At 59.1% G+C, this 17,196-nt stretch carries 24 protein-coding genes; 17 read left to right on the forward strand and 7 right to left on the reverse strand.

Translation table 11 applies throughout. From position 1 onward, the window contains the following. Positions 1-871: 871 nt before the first annotated feature. Positions 872-1,051: a hypothetical protein gene (locus tag CO583_RS04410; RefSeq protein WP_249103189.1), complete on the forward strand. Its 180-nt coding sequence runs from the start codon at positions 872-874 to the stop codon at positions 1,049-1,051. On the opposite strand, the gene CO583_RS04415 is transcribed toward CO583_RS04410, so the two are convergent. Then, positions 1,052-1,477 (reverse strand): hypothetical protein, encoded by a 426-nt coding sequence (locus CO583_RS04415; RefSeq protein WP_249103192.1) that lies wholly within the window; start codon positions 1,475-1,477, stop codon positions 1,052-1,054. A 61-nt stretch (positions 1,478-1,538) separates the two neighbouring features. Here CO583_RS04415 and CO583_RS04420 point away from each other — a divergent pair, with 61 nt between their 5' ends. The 13 genes from CO583_RS04420 (at position 1,539) to CO583_RS04480 (ending at position 10,063) form a co-directional block, all read left to right on the forward strand. Next, complete coding sequence (locus CO583_RS04420; protein ID WP_249103194.1) at positions 1,539-2,165, forward strand: Gp138 family membrane-puncturing spike protein; 627 nt, start codon at positions 1,539-1,541, stop codon at positions 2,163-2,165. A 65-nt stretch (positions 2,166-2,230) separates the two neighbouring features. Continuing rightward, positions 2,231-2,581, forward strand: coding sequence for a hypothetical protein (locus CO583_RS04425; protein WP_081562639.1), 351 nt, complete (start codon positions 2,231-2,233; stop codon positions 2,579-2,581). Then, positions 2,568-3,794: a baseplate J/gp47 family protein gene (locus CO583_RS04430; RefSeq protein ID WP_248630313.1), complete on the forward strand. Its 1,227-nt coding sequence runs from the start codon at positions 2,568-2,570 to the stop codon at positions 3,792-3,794. Before CO583_RS04425 ends, CO583_RS04430 begins: the two co-directional genes overlap by 14 nt. Beyond that, positions 3,791-4,387, forward strand: a complete 597-nt coding sequence (locus tag CO583_RS04435; protein ID WP_052349248.1) for a DUF2612 domain-containing protein — start codon at positions 3,791-3,793, stop codon at positions 4,385-4,387. Before CO583_RS04430 ends, CO583_RS04435 begins: the two co-directional genes overlap by 4 nt. After that, positions 4,384-5,487, forward strand: coding sequence for a glycine-rich domain-containing protein (locus tag CO583_RS04440; RefSeq protein WP_248630312.1), 1,104 nt, complete (start codon positions 4,384-4,386; stop codon positions 5,485-5,487). Before CO583_RS04435 ends, CO583_RS04440 begins: the two co-directional genes overlap by 4 nt. Positions 5,488-5,547: 60 nt before the next feature. Continuing rightward, a complete protein-coding gene (locus CO583_RS04445; protein WP_043562094.1) occupies positions 5,548-7,557 on the forward strand; it encodes a right-handed parallel beta-helix repeat-containing protein in 2,010 nt (669 codons plus the stop codon). After that, complete coding sequence (locus tag CO583_RS04450) at positions 7,554-8,030, forward strand: hypothetical protein (protein WP_043562092.1); 477 nt, start codon at positions 7,554-7,556, stop codon at positions 8,028-8,030. Before CO583_RS04445 ends, CO583_RS04450 begins: the two co-directional genes overlap by 4 nt. A gap of 8 nt (positions 8,031-8,038) precedes the next feature. After that, the gene (locus tag CO583_RS04455; protein WP_043562088.1) at positions 8,039-8,272 is read left to right on the forward strand and encodes a hypothetical protein; all 234 of its coding nucleotides are present in this window, start codon (positions 8,039-8,041) and stop codon (positions 8,270-8,272) included. Then, a complete protein-coding gene (locus CO583_RS04460; protein ID WP_043562086.1) occupies positions 8,272-8,505 on the forward strand; it encodes a hypothetical protein in 234 nt (77 codons plus the stop codon). The genes CO583_RS04455 and CO583_RS04460 overlap by 1 nt, the downstream gene beginning before the upstream one ends. Positions 8,506-8,568: 63 nt before the next feature. Continuing rightward, positions 8,569-8,868 carry a hypothetical protein gene (locus tag CO583_RS04465; RefSeq protein ID WP_043562083.1) on the forward strand — a complete coding sequence of 100 codons (300 nt, stop codon included), beginning with the start codon at positions 8,569-8,571 and terminating at the stop codon, positions 8,866-8,868. A 5-nt stretch (positions 8,869-8,873) separates the two neighbouring features. Continuing rightward, a complete protein-coding gene (locus CO583_RS04470) occupies positions 8,874-9,323 on the forward strand; it encodes a structural protein P5 (RefSeq protein ID WP_248630311.1) in 450 nt (149 codons plus the stop codon). A gap of 75 nt (positions 9,324-9,398) precedes the next feature. Further along, positions 9,399-9,626 carry a hypothetical protein gene (locus tag CO583_RS04475; RefSeq protein ID WP_052349246.1) on the forward strand — a complete coding sequence of 76 codons (228 nt, stop codon included), beginning with the start codon at positions 9,399-9,401 and terminating at the stop codon, positions 9,624-9,626. 95 nt (positions 9,627-9,721) lie between these two features. After that, positions 9,722-10,063 carry a YnfA family protein gene (locus tag CO583_RS04480; protein WP_086431773.1) on the forward strand — a complete coding sequence of 114 codons (342 nt, stop codon included), beginning with the start codon at positions 9,722-9,724 and terminating at the stop codon, positions 10,061-10,063. A 9-nt stretch (positions 10,064-10,072) separates the two neighbouring features. On the opposite strand, the gene CO583_RS04485 is transcribed toward CO583_RS04480, so the two are convergent. From CO583_RS04485 to CO583_RS04505, 5 genes are all read right to left on the reverse strand, one after another. Further along, positions 10,073-10,690, reverse strand: coding sequence for a trimeric intracellular cation channel family protein (locus tag CO583_RS04485; RefSeq protein WP_043562075.1), 618 nt, complete (start codon positions 10,688-10,690; stop codon positions 10,073-10,075). A 52-nt stretch (positions 10,691-10,742) separates the two neighbouring features. Continuing rightward, on the reverse strand, positions 10,743-11,183 hold the full coding sequence (locus CO583_RS04490) for a hypothetical protein (protein ID WP_043562073.1): 441 nt from the start codon (positions 11,181-11,183) through the stop codon (positions 10,743-10,745). Between the two features lie 141 nt (positions 11,184-11,324). Next, a complete protein-coding gene (locus tag CO583_RS04495) occupies positions 11,325-11,681 on the reverse strand; it encodes a hypothetical protein (RefSeq protein WP_248630310.1) in 357 nt (118 codons plus the stop codon). A 20-nt stretch (positions 11,682-11,701) separates the two neighbouring features. Further along, positions 11,702-12,193, reverse strand: coding sequence for a hypothetical protein (locus tag CO583_RS04500; protein ID WP_081562649.1), 492 nt, complete (start codon positions 12,191-12,193; stop codon positions 11,702-11,704). A 192-nt stretch (positions 12,194-12,385) separates the two neighbouring features. Beyond that, a complete protein-coding gene (locus CO583_RS04505) occupies positions 12,386-12,898 on the reverse strand; it encodes a GNAT family N-acetyltransferase (RefSeq protein ID WP_081562651.1) in 513 nt (170 codons plus the stop codon). Positions 12,899-13,394: 496 nt separating this feature from the next. On the opposite strand from CO583_RS04505, the gene CO583_RS04510 reads away from it, so the two are divergent. Together CO583_RS04510 and CO583_RS04515 are read left to right on the forward strand one after the other, a co-directional pair. Next, complete coding sequence (locus CO583_RS04510; protein ID WP_248630309.1) at positions 13,395-13,694, forward strand: hypothetical protein; 300 nt, start codon at positions 13,395-13,397, stop codon at positions 13,692-13,694. Further along, entirely contained in the window at positions 13,694-15,604 is a 1,911-nt protein-coding gene (locus tag CO583_RS04515; protein WP_248630308.1) for a PepSY domain-containing protein, read from the forward strand. The genes CO583_RS04510 and CO583_RS04515 overlap by 1 nt, the downstream gene beginning before the upstream one ends. A 32-nt stretch (positions 15,605-15,636) precedes the next feature. Here CO583_RS04515 and CO583_RS04520 read toward each other — a convergent pair whose 3' ends face one another. Then, positions 15,637-16,779, reverse strand: a complete 1,143-nt coding sequence (locus CO583_RS04520; RefSeq protein WP_192848586.1) for an AI-2E family transporter — start codon at positions 16,777-16,779, stop codon at positions 15,637-15,639. A gap of 213 nt (positions 16,780-16,992) precedes the next feature. Here CO583_RS04520 and CO583_RS04525 point away from each other — a divergent pair, with 213 nt between their 5' ends. Next, complete coding sequence (locus tag CO583_RS04525) at positions 16,993-17,157, forward strand: hypothetical protein (RefSeq protein ID WP_156878809.1); 165 nt, start codon at positions 16,993-16,995, stop codon at positions 17,155-17,157. Positions 17,158-17,196: the final 39 nt, after the last annotated feature.

A 17,196-nucleotide genomic window follows, 5' to 3' on the forward strand; every position in this document is an offset into this window, starting at 1 on the left:
AAATTGACGGCACCCACCCTACCGGGTGCAGCCACCGACTCTGACAACCACATCCTGATCCATCAGGGCCACATATGAAAACCACACTCAACGGACCTGTGGAAGAGCCTGCTTCTACCACAAACCTGTGGCGATCGGTTTTTCCAAAAAAGAAAAAGAGAGCCGCACAACGGGCTGGACCAGTTCATCCAGGCAACAGATGAAAGATGGCATGTCGGCAGTAAGGAAGGAGTTTTTTGCTTCCTCCCCCTTACCTCTTTACTTCCCGTAGAACTGGTCCAGAACTTTCAGGAAGTCTTGAGCCGTCATGGATTGCATCAACTGGTTGACCTGATCCTCATTCTCCTCAGCTCTCGCCGAAAGAGAGTATCCAAAAGCCCAGAAGCCAGAACAAAAACAACGCCTAATTTCTTCATGATCTCCTCCACGTAACTACTCCTCTTTTTCTGCCTCCAATACCTGCTGGATCAGAAGGAGGATCGTTTCGGCACAGGTAACCCCATGTGTCCACAACCCGCACAACCTCCCTAACCTCTAACTGAAAAAGTACTTCAATCATGGTTGACGCCAAATTAAACAAAAAAACTCTCGCGGAATACTGCAATCTTCTCTGGGAAATATTAGAATGATCCAGTCAAGACACTATCCGTCATTACTCTTTTCGCCAAATATAAGGGGAACCAAAACAGCGCATTTTTCCTATCACCAGGCCACCTACTAAATGATATTTACAACGACGTAGAGAATAGTCACAACACCATGGAGAGAGGGGCTGCACCGGGCCGGGATTTCCTTTTCCTGCCTTCTGCGGCCAGACATCTCCTACTATCAGCCCGTGAAGGTGGTAAAAGAGTACACTCCTGCCGGGTGGGTGGCCGGAGAAAACGGCCTGAACCAGCAGGGACAGCGTATCGCCTCGGCTCCGTGGAACGGGTTCTGGCTGCCATACAGCATCACCCATGAAGTCACAGCTGAAATACCGGGCGGAAACTGGCACACATTCGTGGACTGCCAGATGGCGAATGTAGGGCAGCAGATCGCTGTTAAATGATCAGTCGAGGTTCTTGCGCTCGCAGGTGCCAGAACGCTCGACAGACGCAATGAGCTTGTCGTCGTAATCGGGCCGATCTAGGCCATTCTCATAATCAGCCGTAAGCTGGGCTACATAGTGAGAACATGCGCTATAGGGCTTGTGTTGCGTTGCCCATACAGCCTTCCGGGCCGTGTTGGGGGATATGCCGAGTTGACGCAAATGGATCTCTGTTTCCGCAGCCATGCGATTTGAAACAGCATCCCAATCGCTTTGGGATGGCTCTATGACTGGACGGCTGCAATGAGGCGCACACAAAGAATCAATTACTTTCCTGTTGGCTTCCATTTGCCGCTCATTCCTCTGGGCAAGGGTCAGTCCATCATCTGCCCGAGCCACGCCGGACAGGACGATGGCAGCGGCGGCAATGAGGAGAAAGTGTTTCATGGTCAACTCCCGCAAGGTCATTTGTCCATCTAACGCATCAGAACAATAAAGGGGAAGACCCATGCCAACAAACAACACCCCCTACTGGGACAGAACGGGAACCGGGATCAATCTCAACACGATCATGAACGGGCGGATTCAGGACCATATCCGCAAGATCGGCCCCTCCATGCTGGTGCAGGTGAAGGCCGTGAAGGCCGGGGCAGCCTCCATCACTGGCATGGTGGATGTGCAGCCGATGGTCCACCAGCAGGACAAACAGGGCAAGCCCCACCCTCGGCAGATCGTCCACAACGTCCCCTATCTCCGCATCCAGGGCGGCAGTTCGGCCCTCATCATCGACCCCAAGCCGGGGGACATTGGCTTCATCGTCATTTCTGGCCGGGATCACACCCATGCCGTCACCACACGGCAGCCCTCTCCCCCCGCCTCGTTCCGGCAGTTCGCCATGCAGGACTGTGTCTATGTGGGCGGATTCCTGAACAACGGGCCTGACCAGTTCATTCAGGCGACGGATCAGGGCTGGCGCATCGTTACGCCGGGCACGGTTTCAATCGAGGCGGCCAAGGTGCAGGCCAACTGCGATATCGAGACAAGCGGTGATGTGAAGGCGGCCGGCGTCTCGCTGAAACAGCACACGCATGGCGGGGTGCAGGCGGGCGGCGGGAAGACCTCACCGCCAGAGTAACCATCCTGCGCCATGGTGCCCAACCCTCCCCTCACCGGGAGGGTTTTTTATTGCCCGGAGTTCTCATGAAAACCCTCTCCCTCACCCCTGACTGGGACCTGACACTGGACAGCACGGGCAATCTGGTCGTGCTGACGGACAAGGCGGCCATCCTTCAGGACGTATGCTCTGCCGCCCGCACATGGCTGGGCGAGGTGCTCTACGACACCGGGCAGGGCATCCCCTACGACACGGACATCCTGCGCTCGGACGTGGACCTCTCCTTCTATTCTTCGGAGATTGAGGATGCCGCCACGTCTGTTCCCGGCGTGGCGGCGGCCACCTGCCACCTCGCCAATCCCACCAAGGAACGCCAGCTCACCGGCGTCATTCTCGTAACCTTCAGCGATGGGAGCACGGACCATGCCCAGTTCTGACGCCACGACCAACGTCCCGGCCCCCATCCTCACCGATGCGGGCTTCACCGCCCCTTCCGAGCAGGACATCCTTGCCGGGGTTCTGGCCGACATGAACGCCGCCCTGGGGGGTGGGGCCAACACGGCCCTTTCCACCCCGCAGGGGCAGATCGCCCTTTCCGAGACCGCCATCCTTGGCGACTTTCTGGGGGCGATGATCGCCATATTCAATGGCGTGGACCCGGCCTCTTCTTCCGGGCGGATGCAGGAGGCCATCGGGCGCATCTACTTCATCGAGCGCCGCCCCGCCACGGCAACGACCGTCACGGTGCAGGCCAGCGTGAACGCCCCCGGCCAGACCATCGCTGCCGGTACGGTCGTGGCGCAGGGAACGGATGGCAGCCTCTATGTGGCCCCGCAGGCCATCACGCTTCCCCAGTCCGCCACGGCCAGCCTCGAGCTTGCCTGCCAGACATCCGGGGCCGTGAGCTGTCCCGCCAGTAGCCTGACGCTCTATCAGGCGGGGCTGGGGCTGGCATCCCTCACCAATCCTGCCCCCGGTGCCACGGGTGCTGATGCCGAAAGCCGCACCGACTTTGAAGCCCGGCGGCAGGCCAGCGTGGCGGCCAACAGCATCGGGCAGAATGCGTCCCTCATGGGGGCGCTGCTGGAGCTGCCCGGCGTGACGGATGCTTATGTGACGGACAATCCGGCACAGGCTCCGACGGTGCAGCAGGGCGTGACCATCCCGGCAGGGGCGCAGTACATTCTGGTGGAAGGGGGCAACCCGCAGGACATCGGCCAGGCCATCCTGCACAAGAAGCCCCCGGGCATCCCCACCGTTGGTACCCAGATCGTCACGGTGCAGGACACCAACCCTGTTTATGCGGGCAACCAGCCATCGTACTCGTTCCGCTATGACAGGCCGACGCCGGTTGCTGTCCATGTGGTCATGGAGATTGCGGCCTCGGATGCCGTGCCATCCAATGCGGCGCAGCTCATCCAGCAGGCCATCGTCTCCTACCTGACGACGGGGGCCAACCGCATCCGGCTGGGCAGAACCGTCTATGCCTCCCGCCTTTCTGCCGTGGTGGACGGGCTGGGGGACTGGGCGGAGGTGCTTACCCTGACCATCGGCACTGATGGCAATGCGGGACAGAACAGGCTCACACTGCCGATCAACCAGCTTCCCACGGTGACGGCGGACACGATCAGCGTGCAGGTGGTGGCATGATCGACATACGGGAGACCATCCTCGCCCAGTATGCCAACAGCCCTGCCCTCACCGGCATCCTCGAGCGCTTCAATGCGGCGGTGGACCCGCAAAGGTCTATCGAGACCTTCCTGCATGATGTCTGGAACCCGGCCACGGCCAAAGGCTGGGGGCTGGACGTGTGGGGGAGGATTGTTGGGGTCGGGCGGGTTCTACGCATTGACACGACAGGCTATTGGGGATTTGCACAAGGCTATCCGACCTCCAGAACCTTTGGTGAAGGCATCTGGTATTCCGGGCGTGGAGCAACAGCCAATTACCGCCTGACAGACGAAAACTACCGCCAGCTGATCCTGGCCAAGGCAGCAGCAAACATTTCTGCCGGGTCCATCGCTGACATCAACCGCATCCTCATGATCCTCTTCGGCAACCGTGGCAACTGCTACCTGGCCGATACGAGCGACCACACCATGATGCTCGTTTTCTCCTTCCGCCCCACAGCCATTGACGTTTCCATCATCGCATCCGGTGTGCTGCCCCGCCCCTCTGGCGTGCAGTACCGCTACACCTTCATCCCCCCTGCCAAAAATGATTTCGGGAATGACATTCTATGAAGACTTCCGACCTTCCAGAGAAAATTACCGTTCCTTTTGCCCAGAATGCAGGTCTGGCCTATCGGCGTGACATCCCTCTCCAGAGCAGTGATGCAGGGGCGGCCTCTTTCATGCTGGGTTTCCCCGCGCTGACCTTTCAGCCTACGGGGGCTGGGGGCACACCACCAGATGGCCGGGACATGAACGGCATCCTGTTTGCCCTCTCATCCATCGCACGGGCATGGTGTGCAGGCACCACGATGACATTCGATGCGTCATTCGCCCATGATGTCGGAGGCTACCCGCTGGGAGCTGTTCTGCGATCCGCCACGGATCCGACCATTCTGCTCATCAGCCAGCAGGATGGCAACATGACCAACCCCGCGACCGACCCTGACGGAACATACTGGCGGCGCATCGGCAATGATGAGGCACTCCAGCACACACTGGGGGCCCTCTCCGACCGTCTGGACAGCAGGCTCAGCCGTCTTGATGGAGCCTCAGCCAATCTCCTGTTCGCCTCGCTCTATCAGGACGGATCAATGCCCGCTCCCCCAGCATGGGCCACACGCCTTCATGTCGTGGCCCTGGGGGCAGGAGGGGGAGGTGCCAACTGCCAGGCATGGGGCGAATTCTCCAACACCAATTCTTCAGGCGGTGGCGGTGGAGCTGGCGCCTATGCAGAGGGTATCTTCTCCATCTCTCCTGCTGATACCCTGTCCGTCAGGGTCGGCCGGGGGGGCACCACAGAACAGCCTGGCGGCGATACCGTACTGTTCATCAACGGAACTGCCGTCATGACGGCAGGTGGCGGCAGAGGAGCCTCATGGCAGGCAAAGGCCTCCAGTGCTGGGGCCCCTGGCGGTTCCGCACATGGAGGAAACATCCTCATGCAGTCCGGTGCCCCAGGGTCAGACGGGCAGAACGGCCCGTTCATTCTTGTTGGCAACGGAGGCGACTCTGCTTTCGGGGGCGGTGGACGGGCCGGTGCACAGGGAGGACTGGATGCCTCCTCCTTCGGTGCGGGAGGAGGTGGAGCCTATGATGCCTTCTCCAAAAACACACTCTTTTCTGGCGGCACAGGAGGCAACGGCCTGATCCGCTATCGCTGGCTGGTCTGAGCGTCATCCAGCCTTTGGGACCGCCCGCAGGCGGCGCAATGAAACCAGCATGAGGAAACCATGACACAACCAGCAAACAGGGTTCCTGCCTGGCGCTCCTACACGGCAACGGGAAACCCGACAGACATCGTCCCCTCCACAACCGTTGCCAGGGAAATTGGCGGCAAGATTGACGCCATCAACGGCCAGGCAGCGGGGCTGACCATTGATGGTGACAGTACCCTTGCAGGAGAAAAAGTCCGGGATGTTCTGGCCCGCTTCCCGGAAAAACTGGTGACCAGCTACGGTGTCACCCACGACCCGGACGGCCAGCACACAGCCGCCAACAGTGCCGCCTATCAGGCCGCCATCAATGACTGTGCAGGCACCTTCCGGCTGGTGCACCCTGCCGGGCTGTCCGTCATGCTTGGAACGCTCCGCATCACCCGCCCGGATACGCATCTCGTCCTGGATGGTATCATCACCCTGGCGCCAGACAGCAACACGAACTGTCTGGACATCTATGCCCCCGGCCAGTCTCTGGAGCGAATTTCCATCACGGGACAGGGAATCATTGACGGAAACCGGTCCGGCCAGCAGGGGGGACAGACCGCCGTAAGTGGCGGCATATGCGCCAACACGCTGAGCCATACAGACAATACGCCTGATATGCCTTCATTTCCAACACGGATCGACAATCTGCTGATTTCCGGAATCACGATCCGCAACACCTTCAACTGGCCGCTTTCTCTGGGGTTCATCAGCAACAGCCTCATTACCAACGTCACGCTGCTGGATGGCGGCAACAGCCCCCAGTTCATCTGGTCGGCTGACAACTGCTGGTTCACGGACAGCCTATCAACCGGTCACACCGATGGCGGTTTCGTCTTCTACATGGGCTGCCGCCGCTGCGGGGCCACAGGTAATACGGTCTCCGGCAACCATGACGGGATCGGCGTCTATGCCGACAGTTCCGATCAGCCCGCCAACGAGAACATCCTGATCGCCAACAATCATGTTCACGACAATGCCGACGGGGGCATTGGCATCACGACGACAGACCAGAAAAGTGCAGACGGGCTGATCCAGCGGAACATCCTCATTACGGGAAACATCCTCTCCAACAACAATACGCACGGACGCAACGGGGGTGGATCCATCGGCATCGTGGCGGCTCATGGCGTACAGGTCCGCAACAACCTTGTATCCCGTGATGGATCAACCGCCAGAACGGGCAACCCGGTCTATGCCGCCTATGTCTCGGACAGCTGCCAGTTTGTCGAAATTGAAGGCAATCATTTTGAGGATATCGGCTCCACTGCCAATCCGGGAACGGCCATCTATCTCAACAGGCCCACTGGCGCCATCATCCGCAACAACATATTTGCCAACACGGCCGGTACCTCCGGCCCGCTCCGTACAGGCCTTGGCGGAACGGTCGGTGCTGCTGGCCTCATCAGCGGCAATGTAGCAGCCGGACCAATGGCCGGCCCCCTGCTGGCTCTGGCATGGCAGACTGATACAGCTTTCATCAGCCAGCCAGATGGCATGGGCGGACTGCTAGATACCCTCCCCCGAAGCAGCAACATCGTGGCATCAGGCCATTATGACTATGATGGCCGTACACTGAGCAGGCAGATCGGTGCCACGACCGATGATACGGGCCTCTTCCTCCAGACAGCACGGAACCAGACCACGGGAGCCGTTTCCGGCGATATTGTCCTGAACAAGGGCAACATCTTCCGGGTCTTTTCCCTCTCGCTGAACGGGGCCATCACCACACCGAACGGCCACGTCCTGCTGAACATACGCAGCCCATCCGGCGCACCGCTCATGATGCAGGTTTTCACCATAAAGGCAGCCCATGGAGACAGGGTCACCTTTCCGCAATCCTTCACCAGCGACACCGTGTCGGTAATGGTTCCGCCATTCCATAACGGAACCAACATGATTGTTGGCGGCCCCTCAACCCTCTCCCCACCGGACCGCACCGGCTTCACGGTTGGAAAATTCTGGGTCGGACTGGGAGGTGCCAATATTGATCCGGCCGATGACATTACTGTCATGGCCATTGGAGAGCTTTCGTCATGACCCAGAACATGGCCTATTTCGCCATAATTGATGAAGGAGCCGCCATGGAGCCTGTCCCCATCCGTGGCTGGACCATCATTCCCCTCACGCAGGACAGGAAACAGGCCGATGGCACCATAACCGCCCACAGCCTGACGGAAGAAGAGCTGCTCCAGCAGGTCACACCGCACATGCCTGCGGGAAGCCGGGCCATCCGCCTGCATGTCACGGATGAAGACTGGAACGCCCGCCCTGTTGTAAATCCAGTTCTCTCCAAGGGGGGCATCACACAGGGAGAAACACCCTCCACCACCCTGCGGGACCAGGCCGCCGCCATGATGCTGCAGGTTCAGCAACAGGCAGCCATGACTGCCGCCATGGGCGAAACCTTCGGCCCCAAAATGCGGGCCTGTGTCAGCACACTGAGAGCCATCCTGGATGGTTCTGACACACCAACGTCCCTCCCCACGTTACCCGCCAGACCAACAGATTGAGAGCCCCCATGAATCCCTATTTTGCAGGCTGTTTTCTCCTCACCATGCTGGCCTTTCTGGGAGGGCTGATTGCCTATGCCAACAGGGCTGGACGCAACAGCGCACGGGTCCGGTCCAGCCAGCAGGACGCGGCAACAGCCCAGGCCACAAGCAAGGCCGCCCGCACCATGCTCGAAGCCCGTACCAACGGCCTGCGGACCCGCACCCAGCTTCTGGACACACTGGAAAAGGGACAATTCTGATGGCCCCCGCTCCACCGCCTGCGGGACTACTGGCAGGGCTGGCCTTGTGCCTGCTGGCAGGCTGCAACCAGCCTCCCTTTCGTCCCCTCTGCCCGGCGCTTGTCCATTATTCGCCAGAAGAAGAGCGGGCTGTCGCCAGAGAACTCCATCTCCATCCTGACCTGAAGGAAACGCCCCTCTTCCTTCTGGATTATGGAAATGAACGCCATGAAATTCAAAAAATCTGTAGCTGACCACCACGCTCTCACCCCACATTGACCGCCCGCCAAGGCGGTTTTTTTTATGGAACTGCTCCCATGATGCCCACACACCTTCCTGACAGGATCACCCCTCTCAACGAGCGGATTGCCGCCCTGGAGGCAGTACAGGCCCGTCATGATGAAGACCTCACAAAGCTCAGCAACAAGATCGATAATCTGGCGCTGGAACTTCATGCTGGCATTGCCTCCCTGAGCGAACAGATACGGGAGAGTAATTCATTACGGTCACGCACTGTTACAGCCGCCATCACAGGCGGCGGTGCGGTTGGCGGAGCAGTCGCCGTGGGGCTCTATCAACTCATCCACACGCTCTACCCCCACTTCTTCGGAGGCTGATGACCATGCCCCAGACACCCACCCGGCCACCCCGTGGCATCCGCAACAACAATCCGGGCAACCTCAACTTCGCCCATCAGCCCGGCGCAATGCTGGAGCCTGCGGGGCCAGGCATCACGCCCCGCTTTGCCCACTTCTCCACATCAGAAGCTGGCCTGATGGCCTTGCGGGACCAGCTCTGCCGTTACATGGTACGGGACAGGCTGGATACCGTCGCCTGCATCATCAGCAAGTGGGCCCCTCCGGCCGAGAACGATACCCGACGCTACATTGATACTGTTGCGCAGGCCCTTGGCGTGACGCCGGATACAGTCCTCGGCCCGCCTACAGCCACCCTGCTTGCCAGCCTGATGGAGGCCATCATCCACTACGAAAATGGCCAGAACCCTTATGGACGGCTGGTGGCCCAGGTCGCAGCAGCCCTCCCTGCCCTCCGTCAGACCCCAGCGATCTGACTGACGCTTCCACCTCATCATACATCAATCCCATGACCGCCTCTCTGCGGCCTTATCATCACGGAGATACCGCCAATGGACATCAGCTCCTTTTTCACCACCCTGCCCGATGGTCTCCAGAACTACGTGGCGCTGGTCATCATCCTCTGCAATCTGATGACCGTGTTCATCCGCCCGCCAGCGGCCGGCTCCCGCTGGATACTGCCATACCGATGCATATCCACGCTGGCACTGAATGTCGGTTGGGCCAGAAATCACCTCCAGCCAGGGCACCCAGCGAAAGAAGCCTCACATAATTCCTGAGCCCCAGGCAGAGACCGTCTCTCCCCCCCCCCTCGCCTGTGAGCTGTCTCACCTGCTACAGAACAGACAGCGTCATCACGTCAGGACCATCGGCCATGTCACATGCTCTCATTGCCTGCCTGCTCTACGGCCTGGCGGCCTTCGCTGAAATTGCAGGCTGTTTCTCTGTCTGGGCCTGGCTGCGGCTGGGGCGGTCCCCGCTCTGGCTCCTGCCCGGCGGGCTGTGCCTCGGCCTGTTCGCTATCCTGCTGACATTCAGCCCGGCTGACCATGCCGGGCGAGCCTATGCCCTGTATGGCGGCCTCTATATCGTCACCAGCCTCTTTTGGGGCTGGGCCGTGGAGGGTCTGGCACCGGATGCATGGGACATGGCAGGGGCTGCCCTCTGCCTGGTGGGAGCCCTGCTCATTCTTCTGGCCCCCCATGGCCGGACCTGACCACCTGCCTCAGGACCGATAACTGAAGCGTGGCAGTGTCCAGTTGTAGCGGATGGAGAGCAGACGGAAACTGATGCCAAAAATCATGGAGATCAGCAGCTCGATGTTCCTGTTATCCACAATATGGGAGCAGCAGAGAAACACGACCCCCGTACTGACAGACACCGTGCCATACAGTTCGGACCGGAACAGCAGCGGAATGTCATTGCAGAGTATATCCCGCAGCACGCCGCCCATACATCCCGTGATCATGCCAGAAATGATGACACAGACCACAGAAAGATGTTCCGTCATCGCTACCTGGCAGCCCATAACGGTAAAGACGACAAGGCCAATTGCATCCAAAAACAGGAACAGTTTGCGCAACCTGTGCATGTGCTGGGCCACCATGATGGTGGCCAGGGCGGCAAACCCGGTAATGAGCGGGTAACTGGGGTGCCGCACCCAAGACAATGGATAATGGTTGAGCAGCACATCCCGGATGGACCCTCCCCCCAAGGCGGTGATCCATCCCAGCAGGAACACCCCTACAAGATCCATCTCCAGCTTGCCCGCCAGCAGGGCAGCCGTCATGGCCTCGGCAATGATGGCCACGATATACAGCGTGGTGTAGAGATCAAAGGTCATGCCGGGTTCCCTGCCATGCGCCACTCTGCCAGAAAAAATGCAGCCCTGCCGCCTAGCGGACCACCAGCCGCCCGTAATTGGCGAACAGGACATGCGTGTCATCCTCCCCAAAGGGTGCTCCCTTCTTCAGGCAGAGGATAAAACGGTTCATGAACCGCATGGAGGCCAGCGTATCGTTGGCAGCATCACCGTTGAATTTCACCATCAGATGGTTGAAGTCACCATCAACCGCATAATAGCGCTCAGATGAAAAACACTCACAAAGAGCATGAAACTCCCGCTCCATCGAGCTGACCATCTGCCGGTAAAAGAGATGGGATGCCTCGATCTCACGATAAAAAGCCTCATGCCGGGGCTCGACCCGTGGGTGTGCAGTAGGGAAAGCTGTCAGATCCTGTGAAAAAAGCTCATGCTTGGACAAACGCCCGATCTTCTTCCCCAGCTGGCGCACCTCCGCCTCATAACCAAGCAGACTGTAAACTGAATCAACCATAAAGATAGCTCCCTCCCTGAGCCGTCTTCTCTACCCGAGGGCAGAGACATGAGGCATGACGGACCACATGACATCGCAGAATGAGTAACATACCTGTACACACAGCAGAACGGCTTTCTTGCACAGGCATGACGGCATGTTTTACCGGTCAGGGTGGTTCAGGGCCCAGCAACGTGATGTCACGACATTCTGATCCCTGGCAGAATTGGGCATCGTCAGGGCACACAGGACCGTACTTCCAGCCCTGTCCGGCATATCCCCCCGGAACAGAACCAGCACCTCCTCCCCTCCGGCCTGATGGGCAGCAACAACACGGTATTGCCTGTCCAGCAGGGTTTCCAAGGAATCTTCAAGGGGCGTCATCCGGGTTGGAATGGCCAACGGGCTGTACGGCGCCTTGATTCCTGAAGCCGGCAGGGCCAGCCCAGCCGCCATGGCACCAGCCGGAACCATGAGACAGACCAGAAGGGCCATGCTGCCTTTCGTAAACCGCCACACGGTCCAGTCTCCCTTCACGTTCAGAACAGCTTCGCCGCAATGGCACCAACCTGCACCGTCCCCTTGAAATAACGATTGGCTGGCAGAACAGCCGTAGCCTGGCCATCATGCATCTTCAGGACGCCTCTCACCCGCGTGAAAATGGACGTCGCATGATCGCTGTTCTTCCGGCTCAGGTTGGCAGAGATCACATAGCTTACCGTACCATCATCATACCCGCCACCAGCACCATGGCGCAGACGCACCCTCATGCGGTACTGGTCCAGCCTGTAGCTGTCCTGACCGATGGAAACCGTCTTCTCATCCTGTTCCTGCCGGATATTCGGGCCGATCTGGGTCTTCAGCACATCCACTGGCGTGCTGTTGCCCGCCACAAGGGCTGTTGGAGACAGCTGGGCCTGCACCTCATACACACGGTCCAAGCCCTCTGCCTGGGCAGCTCCGGCCATCAGGCTCATGCCCAGTGCCATCATCCCACCATAAAGACCGGCTTTCCCATATCGTACCATCATCAGTCCCAGAACCTCCCTATCATTCCACACTTGTCACAGACCGGCAGGGCACAGATGCCAAAGGAGGCCCAGCCTGTCACCATGACCGTCTCCTTCCCGGCAAGCTGTCATTTTGTTCCCCAACCGGAACATGAATTAACATTCACACATCAGCTTTGCCGTGCAAATCAAGATTCCGACAGAGAAGGACTTTCAGCCCGGGCTGGAGCGATCATCAAGAAGAATCTGCATGAAGGTCAAATCCAGCCAGCGCCCGAACTTGCAGCCGACCTGCCGACACTGCCCAACCACAGCAAAACCCAGCTGTTCATGCAGTCGGATGGAGCCGACATTGCCCGATTCAATCCCGGCAACCATGGCATGATATCCCCGCTGGCGGGCCTCTTCCAGAAGAGCCACCATCAGAGCCCTCCCGATCCCGGCCCTCTGCCTGTCCTTGTGAACATAGACGGAATGTTCCACGGTATGACGGTAGCCATCCCAGGCACGCCATGGCCCGAACGTGGCATAACCAGCCACTCCACCCCCGTCATCAACGGCCACCAGCACGGGAAGGCCTGCCTCATCGTGGGCTTTCAGCCAGGCGGCACGATTGGCACTGTCCACCACCCTGTCATTCCATATGGCTGTCGTCGTACTGACAGCATGGTTGTATATCCCGGTAATGGCGGCAATGTCCCTGTCTTCAGCTGGCCGAATCTTCATCCCTGCTTCCTCTTCTTCCGGGCCCGCTCCCCTACCTGCCAGAGGGCCTGCCCATAGCAGTACGTTCCACAGAACAGGCAGCAAAAACAGCACCCTTTCATATTTTTTGCAGAAGCCTCCAAAAAACCATTCCTTTATTACGTAAAATTAATTACTGATGCCTGAAGATGACATCCATCACCCCCGCCTTGGAGAACAGAATCATGTCGTCCTCCTATCACTTTCTTTTTCAGTTGACCGTCACAGCTTCCCTGCTCGTTGGTTTTGCGGCAGCAGGACCACTCAGCGGCCTGCGCAAACGCCTCCCCTTCCGGCGGCAGTAAGAAGCGGCGGCAGTGCGGCATGGAAGCCTGACATCAGGACTCCTTATATCCTGTATAAATTATACAGGTTTGACGTCTCTTCCCTCTTCCCCATAAAATCCGGCCCATTACAGAGCATGATCCACCTGCCAGCCTTCCTGTAGCAGGCGGAATGCGGGGAAGCCGGAGGGAGCATGAGACTGGAGACTACGTCTGAGCCCGTTTTCTTCTGGGGCGGCCTTCTGGCCGGGGCCGTGTGGGCCGTGCTCCTGTGGATGCAGCTCCCCGGCAATACGCCCAGACCCGAGAAGCTGGGCCGTACTGCCGGTGTGGTCGGCCTTGCCCTGTCCAGCGGGCTGGCATGGCTGCTATGGGCTCATGTCTTCGGTGCCGTAACCGCTTTTTTCTGCCTTGGTGGGCTTGGCATGGTGCTGCTGTGCATCATGCCCATCCTCTGGGCCATTCTCATTTCCACCCAGTCCCATACGTCCTGATGAAGGGATCACAAGGCAGGGACAGGCGGCCGGTTCCCCCACAGCCCCATCCTTCTGCCGTATTGTGGCTGCGATTGGGCATCGGTGGCCTGCTGGCAGCTCTTTTCATCATGGCGGCCTGTTGGGCAGACATAACCCTCCCCTGTTTCCGCCCTTATGGCATGACGGGCTTCTGCCTGCTGATAACGGGCGCCTGTCTGGCCGGGATTACGGGGCTGACCCTGTGTATCGGCCTCGGCCCGTGGCAGAAGCTCCAGCATCTGGCCATCCGGTACCGCGCCCTGCATGGCTGGATCGGCATTACAACCGGCACTCTGCTTTCCATGAGCTTTCTGGCCGGAACCATGACCCTGTTTGCCGCCCCTCTCCAACAATGGAGCCAGCCGCCCCTGCCGGACCATGGAGCCCTTCCACTGGCAGACATCCCCGCAACGCTTGACCAGATTCTCACATCCCGGACAGAAGACCTACCCTCCATCTTCCCCGGCCTCCATTACAGGATCGGCCTCAAAACGTCAGATACGGCCACCCTCAGCATCCCGACAGGGCCAGAGTTGCCCCTCGGCCTGCCAGCATCCCATATTCTCATCAGCCTGCCTGCCTCTCATACTCCCTCCCTTCACCAGCTGACCCTGTCCCCTGTTCCCACGTTCATCGGAGGGCTGCACCGCCGTCTGGGCCTGCCACTGCCTGAAAACTGGGCCATGCCTCTTGTCGGTACCGTCTGCCTCCTTTACGGCCTGGCGCTGCTCTCCGGTGTCATTCTTCTTCTGCCCGGCATATGGCGCCACCTCATGAGCGTCCGCCTGCAGGGCCACAGCCGCCGCCTCTGGCTCGACCTCCACAGTCTTCTCGGCCTCTGCTCCCTGCCCTTCCACCTCATCATCGCCCTGACAACGGCGCTTTTTGCCTTCTCGCCGCTACTGTACCCTGTCTCCTCGAGGCATGACGGCATCCAGCAGGCAACTGCCAGAAAGGTACCACCAGCATCATCGCTTCTTCCCCCCGAAAAAGCCCTGTCCTTCCTGCATGAACTGGCACCAGATTTTCATCCCCTCACGCTGGATTATGTCCTGTCCCCTCACGGCACGGACAGTCAGGCCGAGCGCCTTGCCCTCCATGCCCCGCTCTACAATGCCAATGGGGAGCGGAGCCTGCCTCCAGCAGGACAGTCTTATCTGCTGGCAGAAGGAACAGACCTCCAGAACCCGCTCATTGGCCGGGATCGTGGCGCTGTCCTGCTGACCCCCGAAACAGGCCACCTGATCGACAGCCAGAATCTACCCGGCCAGCAAACACCCGCCCGCCATATCCTGACATGGTGCCTCGCCTTGCATTTCGGGAGTTTTGGCGGCGAATTTGTCCGCTGGCTCTATGTGGCACTGGGTCTGTGCGGCGTCGGTTTTTTCCATGCTGCCAACCAGCTCTGGCTCAACACCCACCGCCGCAGGAAACCGGGACAGACATCCTGCGTGGAAACACCCGCCACCCTCTGGCTGGGCCGTCTGAGCGAAGGGACACTGCTGGGCTGCCTGCTGGGGCTGTGCGGCATCATCGCCATCAGCCCCCTCATGACCCATCTGACACCGATCCCCCATCTGTCCGGCGTCTCAACGCCGGACATGGAACACTCATACCAGCAGGCCAGCCTAGCCTACCATGGGCTGATTGCCTTGACACTGGTCAGCTACTGTCTGCTGCCCAGAGCCTTATGCCGCGGGATCATTCTGGCCCTTGCGGCCTTCTGTCTTTCGGGAGCCGTCACAATCGTGCTTATGCGTCATACAGCCGTGCAGACCCCTCTTGCGGCAGAACTGACCATCGCCTTCAGCTTTGCCAGTCTGGCCCTCTGGGCTGGGAGTCTTCTCACGCTCTACCGTTGGAAACAGGTCGCTCCCACTGGCAGGTGATACCCCCCAGCGGAAGCCGGCCTGATACATGCTCAGCTCTCGGAGGCATCGGCTGAAGCATCAGCCTGACCCGCCTTTTCATCGTCAGCAGGCAGGCCCGCCCAGTCCCGAATCATCGTCTCCGTCAGATAAAGCAGGGTTGGACCGATGAAGACACCAGCAAAACCAAGTGTGGACAACCCACCAAAAGCGCCCACCATGATAACGATGACAGAAATCCGCACATACCGGCGAATGATGAGCGGCTGAAGGAAATTGTCTCCTGCAATCACCACAAGCGCAAACAGCAGCATGATGATGGCGTGCATCAACGGTGCCGTAAAATAAAGCCAGACGGTGCTGAGAATCATCACCCATGCCCCACCGAACTGTAGAACACAGGAAATGAACATGACCGCCGCCACGACACTGCCCATCGGCATACCGGCGGCCATCAGGCCAACCCAGCCGAACAGTGATTCAAGAATGGCTGTCAGCGTGACACCCAGAGCAACACCTCGTGTCGTGATCTCGGCCTGCTTCAGCAGGGCACGTCCCTTTCTGCCGCCAAGCTGACCACCAATCCGGTCCAGAAGCATGATGATGCCCTCCGCCCGGCCCAGCAGCAGCACCATGACGATCAATGTCAGAGCGAATTCCAGCAAAAGAGACCCAAAGCTGCCCGCTGATGCCAGAAGAACATGCAGGATCTTCTCTGGCGACGGGATGACCTGTTTCAGCAGCTCCGGCAGGCTGTTTTCCCGCAGATGATCCCAGAACGGAATGATATTGCCCCCAACGTAAGGGATACGCCCCACCCAGGCGGGCGCTGCTGGCAGCTGTATTGTCGGCAGGATCCCAATGAAATGGGACACGGCATCAACATGCCGTGCAAAAATGACGATCACCAGCACGGCAGGCAGGAAGAAGATGATCATGGCGGCCAGGACGGTAAAAAAGACCGCCGCTGACCGGCTGCCAAAGCATATGGTCTGCAACCGCTGAACCAGCGGCCAGAGCGTGACAGAAATCGTCGCCCCCCAGAGAATGGGGGGCAGGAAAGGATGGATGATCCATACCGCGGCCAGAAGCAGAAGCCCCACGGCCAGAGCGGTCAGTACTGGCCGGACCGGGCTGACCGCAGCCCGGGTCGTAGCCTCGGCTGAAGCAAAGAAATTCCTGAAACGCGTTATCATGACCTATCCTGAGCAAAAAGGTGCCTGTATGGCCCCAATAAAATAGAATCCCGGGAAAGATGGAAGACCGGTACCATGACCATGGTTACAATCTTTTCATCCACACCTCGTGACCTATCTCAATGAAAACTGCTAAAAGATTGCTGGGACGGATACCGGCACGGTACCGTCTACCCGGCGTTGCCAATTCACCACATGAGAGGATTTACCTGCATGTCTCAGAAAGAAAACAATATCGCCCGCAGCATGACCCGCGAAGACCTCATCTTCGCTCTGGTGCAGGATGTAGTCCGCATCGAAGGTCCGAACACCAAGATCGACCGTGCCTACCTTCTCAAGCTCGTGGCTGAAATTGCCCGTTCCGTCGACGGCAAGTAAAACCTCCCCGCACGACAGTGGCATGGAAAGCCAGGGTGC

The organism is Parasaccharibacter sp. TMW2.1882 (genome assembly GCF_023337635.1).
GTDB classification, from domain to species: Bacteria; Pseudomonadota; Alphaproteobacteria; order Acetobacterales; family Acetobacteraceae; genus Bombella; species Bombella apis.

Coding starts and splice junctions, on each gene's coding strand:
- CO583_RS04430 (WP_248630313.1), top strand. CDS start 2,568: ATGCCCAGTTCTGACGCCACGACCAACGTCCCGGCCCCCATCCTCACC.
- CO583_RS04470 (WP_248630311.1), top strand. CDS start 8,874: ATGCCCCAGACACCCACCCGGCCACCCCGTGGCATCCGCAACAACAAT.
- CO583_RS04415 (WP_249103192.1), bottom strand. CDS start 1,477: ATGAAACACTTTCTCCTCATTGCCGCCGCTGCCATCGTCCTGTCCGGC.
- CO583_RS04460 (WP_043562086.1), top strand. CDS start 8,272: ATGGCCCCCGCTCCACCGCCTGCGGGACTACTGGCAGGGCTGGCCTTG.
- CO583_RS04500 (WP_081562649.1), bottom strand. CDS start 12,193: ATGATGGTACGATATGGGAAAGCCGGTCTTTATGGTGGGATGATGGCA.
- CO583_RS04435 (WP_052349248.1), top strand. CDS start 3,791: ATGATCGACATACGGGAGACCATCCTCGCCCAGTATGCCAACAGCCCT.
- CO583_RS04515 (WP_248630308.1), top strand. CDS start 13,694: ATGAAGGGATCACAAGGCAGGGACAGGCGGCCGGTTCCCCCACAGCCC.
- CO583_RS04520 (WP_192848586.1), bottom strand. CDS start 16,779: ATGATAACGCGTTTCAGGAATTTCTTTGCTTCAGCCGAGGCTACGACC.
- CO583_RS04445 (WP_043562094.1), top strand. CDS start 5,548: ATGACACAACCAGCAAACAGGGTTCCTGCCTGGCGCTCCTACACGGCA.
- CO583_RS04525 (WP_156878809.1), top strand. CDS start 16,993: ATGTCTCAGAAAGAAAACAATATCGCCCGCAGCATGACCCGCGAAGAC.
- CO583_RS04455 (WP_043562088.1), top strand. CDS start 8,039: ATGAATCCCTATTTTGCAGGCTGTTTTCTCCTCACCATGCTGGCCTTT.
- CO583_RS04450 (WP_043562092.1), top strand. CDS start 7,554: ATGACCCAGAACATGGCCTATTTCGCCATAATTGATGAAGGAGCCGCC.
- CO583_RS04420 (WP_249103194.1), top strand. CDS start 1,539: ATGCCAACAAACAACACCCCCTACTGGGACAGAACGGGAACCGGGATC.
- CO583_RS04485 (WP_043562075.1), bottom strand. CDS start 10,690: ATGACCTTTGATCTCTACACCACGCTGTATATCGTGGCCATCATTGCC.
- CO583_RS04505 (WP_081562651.1), bottom strand. CDS start 12,898: ATGAAGATTCGGCCAGCTGAAGACAGGGACATTGCCGCCATTACCGGG.
- CO583_RS04475 (WP_052349246.1), top strand. CDS start 9,399: ATGGACATCAGCTCCTTTTTCACCACCCTGCCCGATGGTCTCCAGAAC.
- CO583_RS04490 (WP_043562073.1), bottom strand. CDS start 11,183: ATGGTTGATTCAGTTTACAGTCTGCTTGGTTATGAGGCGGAGGTGCGC.
- CO583_RS04425 (WP_081562639.1), top strand. CDS start 2,231: ATGAAAACCCTCTCCCTCACCCCTGACTGGGACCTGACACTGGACAGC.
- CO583_RS04465 (WP_043562083.1), top strand. CDS start 8,569: ATGATGCCCACACACCTTCCTGACAGGATCACCCCTCTCAACGAGCGG.
- CO583_RS04510 (WP_248630309.1), top strand. CDS start 13,395: ATGAGACTGGAGACTACGTCTGAGCCCGTTTTCTTCTGGGGCGGCCTT.
- CO583_RS04480 (WP_086431773.1), top strand. CDS start 9,722: ATGTCACATGCTCTCATTGCCTGCCTGCTCTACGGCCTGGCGGCCTTC.
- CO583_RS04440 (WP_248630312.1), top strand. CDS start 4,384: ATGAAGACTTCCGACCTTCCAGAGAAAATTACCGTTCCTTTTGCCCAG.